This window comes from Microlunatus soli, assembly GCF_900105385.1.
GTDB lineage: Bacteria > Actinomycetota > Actinomycetes > Propionibacteriales > Propionibacteriaceae > Microlunatus > Microlunatus soli.
In genome coordinates, this window is sequence record NZ_LT629772.1 from 6190081 (window position 1) to 6205262 (window position 15182).

A 15182-nucleotide genomic window follows, 5' to 3' on the forward strand; every position below is an offset into this window, starting at 1 on the left:
CACTAGCAGCCGGGTAGGTGGGGCAACCCGGAGGTGTCGATGTAGCTGCTGGGTGACGGGCTGCTGCCCTTGCTGGCCGGCGGATAACCGACCTGCAGCCAGGGGCTGTCGATGCCGGTCCGGGTGGAGCCCCACTGCCGGGTGAGGGATGCGTAGCTGCCGCTGCGGACATCGAGGATGTGCTGGGCATAGCCGTCGTTCCACACCACGAAGGAACTGCCGACCACACCCACCGCGTCGATCGCCCGATCGGCGCCGACGGTGATCGCAGCCCGCGGCTTGGCCCATCCCGGCCGCCAGACGTAGAGGGTCCGGAGCCGGTGGTCGGACCAGGCATACAGCTGCCGACTGTTGGCCAGCGCGAACGGGCCGTTGATCTCGGCGAGCTGTGCCGGGAGTCGGATCGGTTTCAACGTGGTCGGGTCGGCGGCAGCCAGCCTCGACAGCTCGCCCTGCTTCCTGGCAGCAGACCACAGCACGCGATGATCACCGAGCCGCCAGACCCGGATCGGTGAGCCAGCGGTGCTGACGTTGTCCCGCCGCCCGGTGTCGATGTTGTAGCGGCGCAGATAGCTAATGGTCCGGCCGGGTTTCCCGCCGGGGACCTGGGGCCAGAACACGTGCCCGTCGACCAGGGCCACATAGGGCCAGGGACCTCCCGGGTGGCCACCGTCGGCGTTGGTGTCGGCCGCGCCGATCCGACGCGGCGTGCCGCCCCGGACGGTGTCCCAGATCCAGACGCTCCAGTCGTTGATGTCGGCGGGATCGTGCAGCACGCCGTAGGCGAGCCACCGACCGTCGTAGTCGGCGTTCAGGATCTGCCACTGCTGATGGCCGTCGGCACCGAAGTCGTCGATCAATCGGTCCTTCGACCCGACCCGCCAGACGATCTTGTTGGTACCCGATCCCAGGCCCGGCCGGCTGTACTGCAACACGGTCTCGCCGTTCGTCCCGACGAACGCGGTGCCGGCCTGGAGTCCCGCTCCGGGCTTCAGCCGTCCGCGATGCAGGGCGTCGTTCCAGGCCTGGGGGAGCGCGACCCGGCAGGTCTTGGTCCAGCGGGCAGCGGCGCCGCCCGGCGTAGCCGATCCTTGACTGCCCGGCGATGCCGAGGGATGGCCGGTTGACGGGGTTGCCGATCGTTCGGCGGTGTTGCTGCAGCCGGTGATGATCATCACCGCCAGGCACAGACCGGCGAACAGTCCGGCGCCGGGCAGCCGGTCACCAGACGTAGCCGCGACCACCCAGGATCGTCACCATCTTGTCGGTGGTGATCGCGGAGCTCTTGGGGACGCCGCCGCTCCACGAGATCGACGCAGCTCCGGACGCCGGGTCGACGTAGTGGGTGTTGCCACCGGAGTTGGAGTATCCGCGGATCGGGATCCAGTGGAAGATCTGCCGATCCGCCGGATGCCCGACCAGATGGGGCCCGTTTGCGATCTCCCAGGCGTTGCCGGCGATGCCGTAACCGTCGTTCACATCGGTGACCAGACGCGTCTTGAAGGTGGACTTCTCCCCGGAGGTGGGACTGGTGTTGAGTCCCTGGGCGTAGTACCTGACGCCTGCCGGTGCGACGGAGTTGATGGCCGCCGGCATCGGGTAGCTGGTGCCGTTGTACCAGTCCGTGCCGTTCCGCGTGGTGCCCAGCATCGATGCGGCCTGGGCCTGGGTCCGGCTGACGCGGATCCCCTTCAGCATGGTGACCAGCGTGGCCGGCCCGCAGTAGTAGGAGTTGGCCTGCTGGACCCAGCGCATCGAGTCGACCAGACCGGAGGACGAGACAGCACGCTGAGAGACCTGTCGTCGGGCTCGGGAGTCCTTGGCCGCGATGCCGGCCAACTCGTCCGCGCTGAGCGTCGGCGTGCCGATGATCCGGGACCTCTCCGCCGGTCGATCGAGCGGAGTACGCGGCTCGGCCTGCGCCGGTGACGCCGCGGCGAGCAGGGCGAGCACGCACGCACCGGTGACGGCGGACGCTGCGGCGATTCTCATCACGGACACCTCCGAAGAGCCTCCACCTCGGGTCAGGTGGTCAGGCAGTCTGGAAGGCAGAACCTACCGGACCCGACCTTTCCGTTCGATGACCCAGGGATGAACTCCACACCGTTTCGCCCACGCCTGGTACGCGGCGGCCAGATGCTGCACCACCGGACGGTGGGCGGCGGCGAGGTCATGGAGTTCGGTCCGGTCGGCGTCGATGTCGTACAACTCCCAGGGCCCACCGAACTTGCGCACCAGCTTCCACCGACCCTGACGGACCGCGCAGTTGCCCTCGTGTTCCCAGTAGAGCAGGCGATTGCGGTCGGCCTCCGGCCGTCCGAGCCAGCTGTTGATCATGGATCGGCCCTCGATCGGCGTCAACGGTCGGCCGGCCCGGGATGCGGGGTAGCGCAGCCCGGTGACGTCCAGGACGGTGGCCATCACGTCGGTCAGCTGATGCGGATGGTGACTGATCCGACCGGCCGGCAACCGACCCGGCCAGTGCGCGATCAGCGGGGTGGAGATGCCGCCCTCGTGCACCCAGTGCTTGTACTCGCGGAACGGGGTGTTGGACACTCCCGCCCAGCCGCGACCGTAGGAGCTGTAGGTGGTCGCCGGGCCCGGGACGATGGTCGGGTCGTTGCCGCGCCGGACCCTGGTGCTCCGGTGCGCTGCCGGATCCGAGCCGGTCCGGCGGCGATCGACGCCCGAGTCCGCCCCGCTGTCGTCGGCCTGAGCGATCCGGGCCTGCAGTTCCTCGGCGCTGCCGCCGTTGTCGGACAAGAAGATGATCAAGGTGTTGTCCAACTGCTTGGTCCGGGTCAACGCCTCGACCAGTTGTCCCACCGCGGCATCCATCATCGCGATCTGAGCTGCGTAGACCTCCATCCGACGCTGCTGCCACTGCGGCCGGGTGATCGTGTCGTACGGCTGCACCCGGGGATCGCGCTGACCGAGCTTCCACCGGCCGGACAGCATCCCGCTGTCGACGAGTCGGCGATACCGCTGCTGCCGCAGCGTGTCCCAGCCCGCCCGGTAGTGGCCGGCCTGGAGCTTGATCCAACGCTCCGGCGCGTGCAGCGGCCAGTGCGGCGCGGTGAAGGGCAGATACAGGAAGAACGGCTGGTCCGGTCTGTTGTGCACCTGGTCGTGGACGAATTCCGATGCCCGGCGGCCGAGCTCTGTGGTCAGGTAGAAGTCCTGCGGCGGATCCAGCTTCCGGCTGTCGGCGTACAGGGCTGCCGGTTCGAAGTAGCTCGACGCTCCGCCGATGATGCCGTAGTGATGATCGAAGCCGCGGCCCTGCGGCCAACTGTCGTCGGGCTTGGCGACCTGCGCGGTGAGATGCCACTTGCCGAACATCGAGGTCGCGTAGCCGGCGTCACCGAGCAGTTCGGCCAGCGTCAGGCAGCGCCTGTTCAAGGTGCCGGGATAACCGTGCTCTCCGGCCTTGTTCAGCACGCCGATACCCGTTTGGTGCGGGTGCAGGCCGGTGAGCAGCGAAGCCCGGGACGGCGAACAGCGCGCGGTGTTGTAGAACTGCGACATCCGTACCCCGCCGGCCGCGAGCCGATCGAGGTGCGGCGTGGCGATCTCCGAGCCGTAGCAGCCGATGTCGGAGAACCCCATGTCGTCGGCCAGGATGAGCACCACGTTGGGCCGTTGCCCGGCCGTCGGTGACGAGGTCGCTCCGGGGTCGGCGCTCGGGCTGCCCGATCCTCCCGTCGCGGCGGGCGATCCGGCCGGCGGCGCGCCCACGCCACCGGGTGCGGAGCAACCCGCCAGCGCCCCGCCGACGCCCAGTGCGGAGAGCCCGAGCAGACGGCGTCGGGGAAGGGTCATGATCGGTGCCTCATCTCGCCGAGAGTTTAGCCTCGATCCGTGGACGGGCGCCGTAGCGAGCGGCACCAGAGGGGTGTGCTGGCAAGGCGCCGGCGTGAGGGTGGTCTGGTTGACCATTGAGCGTCGGCAACGCCGCCAGCGCGCCGCTCTGGGGCCGCGCAGTAGGCGCCCGTCCACGGATCGAGGCTCAAGGTGTTTGAGGGGTTATCGGTGCCCGGTTCGGTGTGCTGCTCGATCAAGCCCAGGCTCGCCCGGGAACGCCTCGCCCTTGTGAGGGAGACGTCGTGGCCTCATCATTGCTGCAACGGCAGCGGAGCTGAGTGTGCCGTACTCGGCCGAAACCGGCGGACATCGCGGTCCGTCGATACAGGAAGCGGAGGAAGCCATGAGCGATCGGTACGACACCGTGGTCTTCGATCTGGGTGGAGTTGTGCTGAACTGGGAGCCCGAAAGGGCCTATCAGCAGGTGATGCCAGCCGACCAGGTCGGTGACTTCATGGACGAGATCTGCTTCAACGAGTGGAACCATCGCCACGATGCCGGTCAGGACTGGGACGAGGGCGAGGCGGAGCTGATCTCCCGGTTGCCGCAGCATCGTGAGCAGATCGAGGCCTACCGCCGCTATTTCGATCTCACGATCACCGGCATGGTGCCCGGCACGGCCGCGATCATCGCCGAACTGCAGCGGGCCGGTGTGCGACTTGTCGCGCTGACCAACTGGTCGGCCGACCTGTTCCGTCCGACCAAACGGCGGTTCGGTCTGCTGAACCGGTTCGAGGGCATCGTGGTCTCGGGAGAAGAGGGCATCGCCAAGCCCGATCCCCAGCTGTTCTCCGTGGTCTTCGACCGCTATCAGGTCGACCCGGAGCACGCCATCTTCATCGACGACAACGAACACAACTGCACGACCGCCGGTCAGCTCGGCCTACAGGCGATCCCGTTCACCGATGCTGCTGCTGCCCGGTCCCGGCTGGTGGAGCTCGGGCTGCTGGGAGAGCGGGAACCGGTGCCCGGACCGATCTTCCACATCGCGAAGAAGGCGCAGTGGGACAAGGCCAAGCAGTGTGGCAACTACTACTGGTCGACCCGCCGGGTGACCTATGAGGTGCAGGGATTCGTGCACTGTGCCTTTCCCGAGCAGCTGACCGCGGTCCGGGAACGTGGCTACCGGGACCTGGCCGACGATGAACTGGTGGTGTTGCGGATCGATCCGGCGGCGGCCTCGGCCCCGGTGATCGTGGAGGACGACGGCACCGGTGAGGTGTTCCCCCATCTGTACGGCGCGCTCACTCCGGCCGACGTCGTCGAAGAGCGGCCGTTCGCCGCCGTGCCTGTCGGACACTGAGGTCCCTGTCGGACACTGAGGTCCCTGTCGGACACTGAGGTCCCTGTCGGACACTGACCCCGTCGGACACTGAAGCGGGCGGTCCTGCCGACCCGGCGTCACAATGGGCGCCGTGAATGCTGCAGTCGAGGAACGTTCGGTGGTGGTCGTCGGCGCGGGGGTGCTCGGCGTTGCGAGCGCGCTGGCACTGGCGCGGCGCGGTGTCGGGGTGAGGTTGCTGACTGCCGGTCAGCCCGCCGACGGCGCGTCCGGTCGTTCCCTGGCCTGGCTGAACTCCGCCGCCGAACGCAGCGCCGCGTACCACGCGCTCCGGATGGCGGGGCTGCAGCGGTATCGCCGACTGGCAGCCGACTGCGGCGGCTCCGCCGTTCACCTGGACGGCGCCCTGAACTGGGCTGCTCCCGGGGAGTCGTACCGGGCTCGCCATGATCATGAGCAGCGCATCGGCTATCCCAGCCGTTGGGTCGACGCCCGGTTCGTCGCCGATCGGGTGCCCGGCGTCGATCCCGCCATGCTGCCGGCCGAGGGTGCGATCCTCAACCCGTCCGACGGCTGGGTCGACCTGCCGATGTTGATCACCACGTTGCTGGCCCGGTTCGCCGACCTCGGAGGTGAGGTGATCACCGAAGCGGGAGAGTGTCGGGTCGAACTGTCCGGTGGCCGTACGGTCGGTGTGATCACCGGAACCGGCCGCCGGATCGGCGCCGACGCCGTGCTGTTGGCCGCCGGTGCGGCGACGCCCGGGATGGCCGCCGACCTCGGTTTCGCGCTGCCCGACCAGACGTCGATCGCCGCACTGGCCCGGGTCCGGCCGGTCGACGGACCGACCGATCTGCAGGTCGTGCTGAACACCCCGGCAGTGTCCGTGCGACCGACCGTGGACGGCGGGCTGGTGATGGACTCGGGCTGGTCGGAGCGAGAGGTGGTCCGGCTCGCCGACGGCAGCCACCGGGTCGAGCGGTCCACCCTGGACCGGCTGCTGGACGAGGCCCGTGCCGTACTGGCCGGCCATCCGCGGCTGCAGCTGCTGGGCGTCGGTCACGGACCCAAGCCGATCCCGGGCGACGGTGAACCGGTGCTCGGCCCGCTGCCCGGGGTCGACGGCTGTTGGGTGGCGTTCAGTCATTCCGGAGCGACGCTCGGATTGATCGTCGGCGAACTGCTGGCGGCCGAAATCGCCGGTGCCGATCCCGATCCGCTGCTGGCCGATTTCCGGCCCAGCAGATTCGAAGCCTGACCCGCCCCAATCCGCCGACCCGTCAATTTCTCCCCGACACGCCCGGAATGTCGGGGAGGAATTGACGGGTCGGCGGGGTGGCGAGGACGGCGCTCGTCGCGGCCCGTACGACATCGTCGATCCAGTCCGGGATCGGTGCGGCGCGGGCGATGTAGTCGCGGATGAGTCCGTACGGGATCGCCTTCACCGCGGCATCGACCCACGCCCTGCCCTGCGGCCCGAGTTCGCCGAAGGCTGCGTGAATCGCGTCGCCGAGTGCGGCGTTCATCTCGTCGTTGACCCGGGCCACCTGATCGCGCAGGTCGTCCGGGCCGACCTGCAGCAGGTCCTGGCGATGGAACATCTTCATCGCCCGAGCCTCGGTCGGATGTTGTCGGCAGTACCTCGGCTGGTGCAACGCCGCGGTGAGCAACGGGTCGGGGCCGCGGGTGGCTTCCATGATGCCGACGTGGAACCGGCGGATCGACCGCAACCAGAGCCGGGCCAGCAGTTCGTCGCGGGAGGCGAAACGCAGGTAGATCGATCCGGTGTGGATGCCGGCCTGGCGGCCGATGTCGGCGATCGTCGGCCGAGTCACGCTGGGATCGGCCAACAGGTCTCGGGCAGCGTCGAGCACCTGGTCGTCGGTGAACTGTCGAGGGCGGGCCACCTCGGCATGCTAATCCGGCCCGCTCGGGAGCTGTGGGCGAATTCACGTTGCGGAGCTCCTGCCGTGCTGGCATGTTTATGAATATGAGTTCAAAAACGAGGCCGGTGGTCGGCATCATGGTGATCGTGATCGGTCTGGTGCACACGGTGATGGGCCTGGTGATCTGGTTGTCCGACGAGACGGCGACCGCGACGTCCGCCGAACACGTCTGGTTCACCGCGTTCGGTGTCATCGCGATCGGTCTGGGGATCGCGATCGTGGAACTGGAGCGTTCCCGCGGTTTCGTGCCGCCGGCGGTGCTGGCCGCGATCGTTGCGGTGATGTTGTACGGCGTGATCCTGGTCGGGCCGGCGTCGGGGTTCGTGTCGCTGCTGATCCCGATCGGTTTCGGGGTGTACGGGTGGCTTCGGCGGCGCCACCGGCTGGCGCGAGCCGCCTGATTCCGGGTGGCTGCGGCTCCGGTTGCCCCGTACCCAGGCACGGGGTCCGAGCGCTACGGTGGGCGGGTGACCGACTGGCTGCAGTACGCGCTGGCCAAGCCGGGCGCTTGGCGTGATCAACCCTTCGGCGACGACGTCGTGGCCAAGGTCGGGCCGAAGATCTTCGTCTTCCTCGGCGGATCCGGCGTGGGGGCGGTGTCCGGTGTCGGCGTCAGTTGCGGTGATCGCGACGCGGCCGACGAATGGTTGCAGCGCTACCCCGACGATGCCGCCGTGATGGCCTACATCGGGCGGCACGGTTGGAATTCGCTGCGGGTCGGCGGCGCGATTCCCGACGACGAGATCGCCGATGCGATCGATACCTCCTATGGACTGGTGGTCGCCAAGCTGCCCCGCAAGGTCCGGGACGCTTTGAGTTGAGTGATCCGGCGGGAGTCAGTTGACGAAGACGCCGGCCTTCGCGGCGACCGACGCTGCCCGGGCGGCACGATCGGCATCGCCGACGGTGATTCGGTCCGGCGTGGTCAGCAGCCGGTAGTAGAGCGGTGCCGAGGTTGCCCGGATGACCTGCGCCGGGTCGGTGCCGACGGGAACCTCGCCGCGCGCGATCGCGGACTGGACGCAGGGTGCCCACTCCTGCACCCGGACGGCATAGAACCTATGCAGCGCGGCGGCGGTCGCCGGATCGGTGGTCGCGGCGGCGATCAGCGCGGTGAACAACGTGCCCTGCCGCGGGTCGATCAGCGTCTTGCGCACCAGTCGGGCATTGGCACGAAGATCGGAATCGAGATCTCCACTGTCGGTCCTGGGCAGCGACGAGGTCGCCATCTCGGTCAGCAGGTCGGCGATCAGGCCGGGGACGGTTCCCCAGCGTCGGTAGACCGTCGACTTGCCGACGCCGGCCCGAGCGGCCACCACGCCGAGGTCCAGTCCGGGCAGGCCGGTCTCGGCGAGTTGGTCGCCGGCGGCGGTGAGCACATCCTCCCGGACCCGCGCGGTACGACCGCCGGGGCGGGTCAGTCGATCGGACGGGACGTTGCCGGACGGCGTCATTAATGGGACTCCAGTTTCGTTTGTTCGGATCTGGTGGTAGCTTCATGATCAATACTAACGGGATTGTAGTCCTGTTAAAGATGATCATGGGGGAGTCGATGGAATATCGCAGACTGGGCAGCTCCGGACTGAGCGTGCCGGTGCTGAGCCTCGGCACCGGCACCTTCGGTGGCCGCGGAAAGCTCTTCGAGGCTTGGGGAAACACCGATGTCGCCGGTGCGCGGGCGCTGATCGACATCTCAATCGACCACGGAGTGAATCTCTTCGACACCGCTGATGTCTACTCCTTCGGTGCCGCCGAGGAGATCCTCGGTGCCGCCATCAAAGGGCGTCGCGACGACGTCCTGTTGTCGACCAAGGCCGGGCTACCGACCGGCGACGGGCCGTCCGAGGCCGGCACCTCGCGGTCCCGGCTGATCACCGCGGTCGACGGCGCGCTGAGGCGGTTGCAGACCGACCGGATCGACCTGTTCCAGTTGCACGCCTACGACGCCGCGACGCCGATCGTCGAGGTGCTGTCGACCTTGGACGAGCTGGTCCGTGCCGGCAAGATCCGTTACGTCGGGGTCTCCAACTTCTCCGGCTGGCAGCTGATGAAATCGGTCGGCCTGGCCGACACGTACGGCTTCCCGCGCTATGTCTCCCACCAGGTCTACTACTCGCTGGCCGGGCGCGGCTACGAGTGGGAGCTGATGCCGCTCGGGCTGGCCGAGGGGATCGGTGCGATGGTGTGGAGCCCGCTCGGATGGGGGCGGCTGACCGGTCGAATCCGACGCGGCAGCGGGCTGCCGGCCGGCAGCCGGCTGCACACCACCGCCGACGCCGGACCGCCGGTCGACGACGAACGGCTCTACCGGATCATCGAGGTGCTGGACGAGATCTCCGCGGAGACCGGTCGAGCGATCCCGCAGATCGCCATCAATTGGCTGCTGGGTCGGCCGACGGTGAGTTCGGTCATCGTAGGTGCCCGGGACGCCGACCAGTTGCGGCAGAATCTCGGTGCGGTCGGCTGGCGGTTGACCGACGAGCAGGTGGCCCGGCTGGATGCGGTCAGCGCGACCGATGCGCCGTACCCGTACTTCGCCTATCAGCGGCAGCAGGGGTTCGCCCGGCTGAACCCGGCACCAGTCTGAGCCGGATGTCGGTGTCCGGCCCGGACGCCGCGAGATGACCGGGCGCCGCGAGATGAGTTGGGGGGTGCTTCTCGGATAGGGTCTTCTGGTGCCCATGCCGAACGACACCGCCGCCCAGCGTGCCGACCATCTCGAACTGCTTCCTGCCGTCGACGTGGCGGGTGGCCAGGCGGTCCAACTGGTCCAGGGCAAGGCCGGCAGTGAGAAGGTCTTCGGCGATCCGGTCGCGGCGGCGGCCCGCTGGGCCGAGTCCGGCGCGGAGTGGATCCATCTGGTCGACCTGGATGCCGCATTCGGTCGGGGCAGCAATGCCGAGGTGATCGCCGAGGTGATCAGCCGCACCGCCGAGGTCTCCTCGCTGCGGTTCGAGCTGTCCGGTGGCATCCGTGACGACGCTTCGCTGGAGCGTGCGCTGTCCACCGGATGTGCGCGCGTCAATATCGGCACCGCGGCGCTGGAGCAGCCGCAATGGTGTGAGGCGGTGATCAAGGAGCACCGCGACCGGATCGCGATCGGGCTGGACGTCCGCGGCGAGACTCTGGCCGCGCGTGGCTGGACCACCGAGGGCGGCAACGTGTACGAGACGCTGCAGCGGCTGGACGCGGCCGGTTGCGCCCGCTACGTGGTGACCGATGTTGCCTCCGACGGCATGCTCGCCGGACCCAACTACGACCTGCTGCGGTCGATCTGCGAACGAACCGACAAGCCGGTCGTCGCCAGCGGTGGCATCTCCACCTTGGACGATATCGCCCGGCTCCGCGAACTGGTCGGCATCGGCGTCGAGGGAGCGATCATCGGCACCGCACTGTACGTCGGCAACTTCACCCTCTCCGACGCGTTGGACACCGCCGGCCGAGCCGAGGGGGACCGTTGAGCACGGCTCCGGCGGAGTCGTTCGGTACGCCCCTGCAGGGTGCCACCCAGGCCGAGCATCCGGCTCCCACGTTGGATGGCCGGTTGAAGGATCTGCTGGCCGGCAAGCGAATCCTGCTGACCGGCGTCACCGGGTTCATCGGTGAGCAGCTGCTCTGGAAGATCCTCAACGACCTGCCGGACACGACCGCGGCGGTGCTGGTCCGCAAGAAGGGTTCGGCCACCGCGCGGTCGCGGACGATCGGCGTGGTCAAGAAAAAGATCTTCAAACCGCTGACCGAACCGTACGGTGGCCCGGAGGGTCTGGTCGATGCCCGGATCGAGGTGATCGAGGGCGATCTGCCGAACGTCCCGGAACTGCCGACCGACATCGACGTCCTGGTGCACTGCGCCGGCGACGTCTCCTTCGACCCGCCGATCGACCGGGCGTTCAACACCAATCTGATCGGCACCGGCGCCCTGATCGACCGGTTCCTGGAGTCCTGCACCGGAGCCGACGGTGAACTGACCCGGATGCCGCACTACGTGCACGTCTCGACCGCCTACACCGCCGGTCGGCGACGCGGCGCGATCGGTGAGGCGCCGCACGCGCACGACATCGACTACCGGGCCGAGATGGAGGCCGGGCTGGCGATGTCGGCCGAGATCGAGAACGCCTCCCGGACCGCCGATCAACTGACCAAGTTCCGCAAGGAGGCCGAGCGGGAGCATCGTGCCGCCGGCCACCTGATCACCGCAGCCGACACCGAACGGCGCCGCAAGGAATGGGTGCAGAAGAAACTGGTCGAGGCCGGCACCGAACGGGCCCGGTCGCTGGGCTGGACCGACGCCTACACCTTCACCAAGGCGCTGGGGGAGAAGCTGGTTGCCGAGAAGTGCGCCCATATCCGCGCCTCGATCGTCCGGCCGGCGATCGTGGAGTCCTCGATCAAACATCCCTATCCGGGCTGGATCGAGGGCTTCAAGATGGCCGAGCCGCTGATCCTGGCCTACGGCCGCGGCGAACTGCCGGAGTTCCCCGCTTCGCCGGAGGCGGTCTGTGACGTGGTGCCGTGCGACTACGTGGTGAATGCGACGCTGGCGGTCGCGGCCACCGAACCGCATGTCGGGGTCTGCGAGTACTACCACGTCTCCTCCGGCGCCCGGAACCCGTTGACCTTCCAGCGGTTCTACACCTTCGTCAACGGCTACTTCACCGAGCATCCGTTGATCACCGGCGTCCGCGGCGCACCGGCGCTGCCGCAGTGGCAGTTCCCGGGCGCCGCCTCGGTCGAGCGGCTACTGTCCCGATCCGAACGTGGGCATGCGATCGCCGACCGCTTGATCAAGTTCGCACCGCGTTCCGAACGCACCCGCAAGGTCGCCAAGGACCTTGATCGTTTCCGGTCCCGGATCGACTTCCTGCGGGAGTACCTCGGGCTCTACAACGAGTACGCCCAATCCGAGCTGCACTTCGTCGACGACAACACCCTGCGGCTGACCAAGTCGCTGCACGACGAAGATCAGGACACATTCAGCTTCGACACCGCCGACTACGACTGGTTCACCTACATCCAGGAGATCCACATCCCTGCGGTGGTCGCGCCGATCCGCCGATTGGAGGCGCTGCGACGCCGTCGCGGCTCCCGGCCGACGACGTTCACCGACCTGAGCAGGTCCAACGACGAACCTGGTACGGTGCTGGCCGCTTTTGATCTTGACGGCACGGTGATGTCGACCAACGTGATCGAGCAGTACCTGTGGTCCAAGCTGCCCGACCTGTCGCCGCCCGGCCGACTCGCCGAGGCCGCATCGATCCTCGGCAAACTGCCCAGCTACCTGCGGGCCGAGCGGACCGACCGCGGGATGTTCCTGCGTTCGGTCTACCGCCGCTACGCCGGCGCCGATCTGGCCGCCCTGGAGGAATACGTCGACACCGTGATGGCCCGGGAGATCCTGTCCCGGCTGTCGCCGGACGCCGTCCGCCGGGCCCGGGAGCATCGTGCCGCCGGACACACCACGGTGTTGATCACCGGCGCGATCCGGCCGCTGACCCGGCCGCTGGAACCGTTGTTCGACGTGATCGTCGCCAGCGATCTGGCCACCGACGAGCAGGGCATCTGCACCGGCTTCCTGACCGGCCCGCCGATGGTCGGGGAGTCCCGGGCAGCCTGGCTGAATCACTATGCGGCGCTGCACGGGATCGATCTGAAGAAGAGCTACGCCTACGCCGACAGCCATCCCGACCTGGCGATGCTGTCGGTGGTCGGCCGGCCGGTCGTGGTCAGCCCGGACGTGCCGTTGATGCGGGCCGCCGCGGCCAACCAGTGGACGACGGTGGAATGGAAGATCAAACCGCAGGACCGGCGCTGGTCGCGGCCGTTCCTGCAACGCGGTCGGGACGTGCCGCCGCGGGAGGACGGCGTCGCAGCTGTGACGTCCGAACTGAGGGGAGACCGCTGAATGGCGCGCCCAGGCTTCGTACTCGAAGTGGACGATCGGACGCCGCCGCTGGTGGTGAACGACGGACCTCGGGTGCGGTTGGAACGGTTCCCGCTCGGCACCGAGGTGGTCTACCCGGGCGAATCGCTGCCGCGGCTGGATGATCTGGCCGGCGGCATCGACGCCGCGCTGGCCGAACCGGTCGACGCCGCGCCGTTGGCCAGCAAGCTGCGCGCCGGGATGAAGCTGACGATCGCGTTCGACGATGTCTCGTCCACCGCGCCGCTGCACGCTCCCGATGTCCGCGGCCGGATCATCGAACGGGTGCTGATCCAGGCCGCCGCTGCCGGCGTCGACGACGTCGCGCTGATCTGCGCCAACGGCCTGAACCGGCGCAACACCGAAGCAGAGTTGCGTCGGATGCTCGGCGAGCGGGTGTTCCGCTCGTTCTACGCCGACGGTCGGCTGACCAACCACGACGCCGAGGCCGCCGGCAGCGACTCCGGCGAGCTCAACGCCCGCGTCGCCGATTCCGACCTGTTGGTGATGGTGCACCTGGTGCACGGCATCGGCACGGACGTGCGCAGCAGCGGACGCGCCGGTGTCGTCGAGGGTCTGGGGTCGGTCGCCGCGATCCATACCGGCGCCACGTCGACCGCTCTGGACACGATGGACGTACTCAGCATCGAGGCCGTCCTGGACAACGACCGCTATCCGGCCGCCGTCGACTTCCTCGGTCGCCGCGAGTGGGAGTGGACGCTGAAGTCTCAAGCGAAACTTCTCGGACTGCGGCAGGCGACCCGGATTGCGCCGACCAGGTCCGCACAGCTGATCGGCAGCGGTCTGGGAGCCGGCTACGGCGTCACCCGGGTGACCGCCGGCGCGCCCGACGCGGTCGCCGAGGCGAGCCGGGCACGGATCCTGGAGCAGCAGCAGGTCGAGGTGTCCGGCCAGGCCGACGTCCTCGTCCTCGGTGTGCCGGGCGTCACCGCGCACAGCGTGGACTCGGTGACCAATCCGGTGCTCGCCGCCTGGCAGGCCCTCGGCGTCGGCTATCAGGCGGCGACCGCGGGGCCGTTGGTCCGTGACGGCGGCAGCGTGATCGTCTATCACCCGCTCAGCCCGGACTTCAGCAGCCTGCACCACCCGTCGACGGTGGACTTCTTCGCCGACGTGTTGCCGGTCAGCACCGATCCGGCGGAACTGTCCGACCGGTTCGAGACGAAATTCGCCGAGGACCCGTGGTACCGCCAGCTGTACCGGACCTCGCAGGCCTTCCATGGGCTGCATCCGTTCCGGCTCTGGGCCCAGCTCAGCGAGGCCGTCGCGCAGGTCGGTGACGTCGTCTTCGTCGGAGCCGACCGGACCAGCGCAGCCCGGCTCGGGTTCCGGGCCGCCTCGACGTTGGCCGACGCCCTGGAGATCACGGCCGCGTCGGTCGGCCGGACACCCAAGATCCGCTACCTGCACACGCCACCGAACGTGTTGGGCGCCGTCACGTGAGGACTCCGGCGCGGATCGCCGACCCGGTGCGACGGATCCTGCAGGCAATGTCCGGGCGACCGCTGCTGGCCGCTCGGATCCGGTTGGAGGTCGGCGACCGGAGCGCGATCACCGAACCGGATCGACCGATGGTGATCGTGGCCAATCACGCCAGCGGACTGGACAGTCAGGTGTTGCGGGCGGCGCTGCCGCCGCGACTGCGTCGACGTACCACGGTCGCCGCCGGCAGTCAGAGCCCTGATGCCGCGCTCGCCGGCGGCCGGAGCGTGCTGATCTTTCCCGAGCAGGAACGCTCGACCGACGGTGTGATGGGCGCGTTCACCGAGACCGCCGCGGCGCTGGCGATCCGGCACCGGGCGCCGGTGCTGCCGGTCGGGATCCGGGGGACCTACGCGGTGCTGCCGTCCGGCCGGACCTGGCCGCCGAAACTGCCGTTCGGCCACGTCCGACCCCGGGTCAGCGTACGGTTCGGTTCTGTGCTGCACGCCGACCCCGACGAGACCGCATCGTCGTTCACCGACCGGATCAGTGACGCGGTACGGACCGCGATCGCCGAGGACCGGACCACCTGGTGGCAGAGCCTGCGACATGGCCACGACGCGGCCACCCTGCCGCCGGCGGGCAGTTGGCGGCGGATCTGGGAACAGAGCCAGTCTCCTCGGCCGGGCGGGCAGCCGCGACGGCCCCGCATCTGGAAGGGCTGAAC

Annotated in this window: 14 protein-coding genes; 9 read left to right on the plus strand and 5 right to left on the minus strand. The window is 68.7% G+C overall.

What is annotated here, in order from left to right:
- Nucleotides 1-2: 2 nt before the first annotated feature.
- The 3 genes from BLU38_RS28340 to BLU38_RS28350 form a co-directional block, all read right to left on the minus strand.
- Entirely contained in the window at nt 3-1244 is a 1242-nt protein-coding gene (locus BLU38_RS28340) for a hypothetical protein (RefSeq protein ID WP_091530222.1), read from the minus strand.
- Entirely contained in the window at nt 1222-1992 is a 771-nt protein-coding gene (locus BLU38_RS28345; protein ID WP_091530225.1) for a C39 family peptidase, read from the minus strand. Before BLU38_RS28345 ends, BLU38_RS28340 begins: the two co-directional genes overlap by 23 nt.
- 63 nt (nt 1993-2055) lie before the next feature.
- A complete protein-coding gene (locus BLU38_RS28350) occupies nt 2056-3822 on the minus strand; it encodes an arylsulfatase (protein ID WP_091530228.1) in 1767 nt (588 codons plus the stop codon).
- A 385-nt stretch (nt 3823-4207) separates the two neighbouring features.
- Here BLU38_RS28350 and BLU38_RS28355 point away from each other — a divergent pair, with 385 nt between their 5' ends.
- Both BLU38_RS28355 and BLU38_RS28360 read left to right on the plus strand, forming a co-directional pair.
- Nucleotides 4208-5167 (plus strand): HAD-IA family hydrolase, encoded by a 960-nt coding sequence (locus BLU38_RS28355; protein WP_091530232.1) that lies wholly within the window; start codon nt 4208-4210, stop codon nt 5165-5167.
- A 112-nt stretch (nt 5168-5279) separates the two neighbouring features.
- Nucleotides 5280-6404: an NAD(P)/FAD-dependent oxidoreductase gene (locus BLU38_RS28360; protein ID WP_172836244.1), complete on the plus strand. Its 1125-nt coding sequence runs from the start codon at nt 5280-5282 to the stop codon at nt 6402-6404.
- A 22-nt stretch (nt 6405-6426) separates the two neighbouring features.
- Here the strand turns inward: BLU38_RS28360 and BLU38_RS28365 are convergent, their stop codons facing one another.
- Entirely contained in the window at nt 6427-7053 is a 627-nt protein-coding gene (locus tag BLU38_RS28365; protein ID WP_091530239.1) for a TetR/AcrR family transcriptional regulator, read from the minus strand.
- Nucleotides 7054-7136: 83 nt separating this feature from the next.
- On the opposite strand from BLU38_RS28365, the gene BLU38_RS28370 reads away from it, so the two are divergent.
- Complete coding sequence (locus BLU38_RS28370; protein ID WP_197679906.1) at nt 7137-7493, plus strand: DUF6463 family protein; 357 nt, start codon at nt 7137-7139, stop codon at nt 7491-7493.
- A gap of 66 nt (nt 7494-7559) precedes the next feature.
- The gene (locus BLU38_RS28375) at nt 7560-7913 is read left to right on the plus strand and encodes an MmcQ/YjbR family DNA-binding protein (RefSeq protein ID WP_091530241.1); all 354 of its coding nucleotides are present in this window, start codon (nt 7560-7562) and stop codon (nt 7911-7913) included.
- 15 nt (nt 7914-7928) lie between these two features.
- Here the strand turns inward: BLU38_RS28375 and BLU38_RS28380 are convergent, their stop codons facing one another.
- A complete protein-coding gene (locus BLU38_RS28380) occupies nt 7929-8546 on the minus strand; it encodes a TetR/AcrR family transcriptional regulator (protein ID WP_091530244.1) in 618 nt (205 codons plus the stop codon).
- Between the two features lie 80 nt (nt 8547-8626).
- On the opposite strand from BLU38_RS28380, the gene BLU38_RS28385 reads away from it, so the two are divergent.
- The 5 genes from BLU38_RS28385 (at nt 8627) to BLU38_RS28405 (ending at nt 15180) form a co-directional block, all read left to right on the plus strand.
- Nucleotides 8627-9679, plus strand: coding sequence for an aldo/keto reductase (locus tag BLU38_RS28385; protein WP_231920076.1), 1053 nt, complete (start codon nt 8627-8629; stop codon nt 9677-9679).
- A gap of 94 nt (nt 9680-9773) precedes the next feature.
- Nucleotides 9774-10553 carry a bifunctional 1-(5-phosphoribosyl)-5-((5-phosphoribosylamino)methylideneamino)imidazole-4-carboxamide isomerase/phosphoribosylanthranilate isomerase PriA gene (gene priA, locus BLU38_RS28390; protein WP_091530247.1) on the plus strand — a complete coding sequence of 260 codons (780 nt, stop codon included), beginning with the start codon at nt 9774-9776 and terminating at the stop codon, nt 10551-10553.
- Complete coding sequence (locus BLU38_RS28395; protein ID WP_231920077.1) at nt 10550-12994, plus strand: HAD-IB family hydrolase; 2445 nt, start codon at nt 10550-10552, stop codon at nt 12992-12994. Before priA ends, BLU38_RS28395 begins: the two co-directional genes overlap by 4 nt.
- Nucleotides 12995-14476, plus strand: a complete 1482-nt coding sequence (locus BLU38_RS28400) for a lactate racemase domain-containing protein (RefSeq protein WP_091530251.1) — start codon at nt 12995-12997, stop codon at nt 14474-14476.
- A complete protein-coding gene (locus BLU38_RS28405; protein ID WP_091530254.1) occupies nt 14473-15180 on the plus strand; it encodes a lysophospholipid acyltransferase family protein in 708 nt (235 codons plus the stop codon). Before BLU38_RS28400 ends, BLU38_RS28405 begins: the two co-directional genes overlap by 4 nt.
- Nucleotides 15181-15182: the final 2 nt, after the last annotated feature.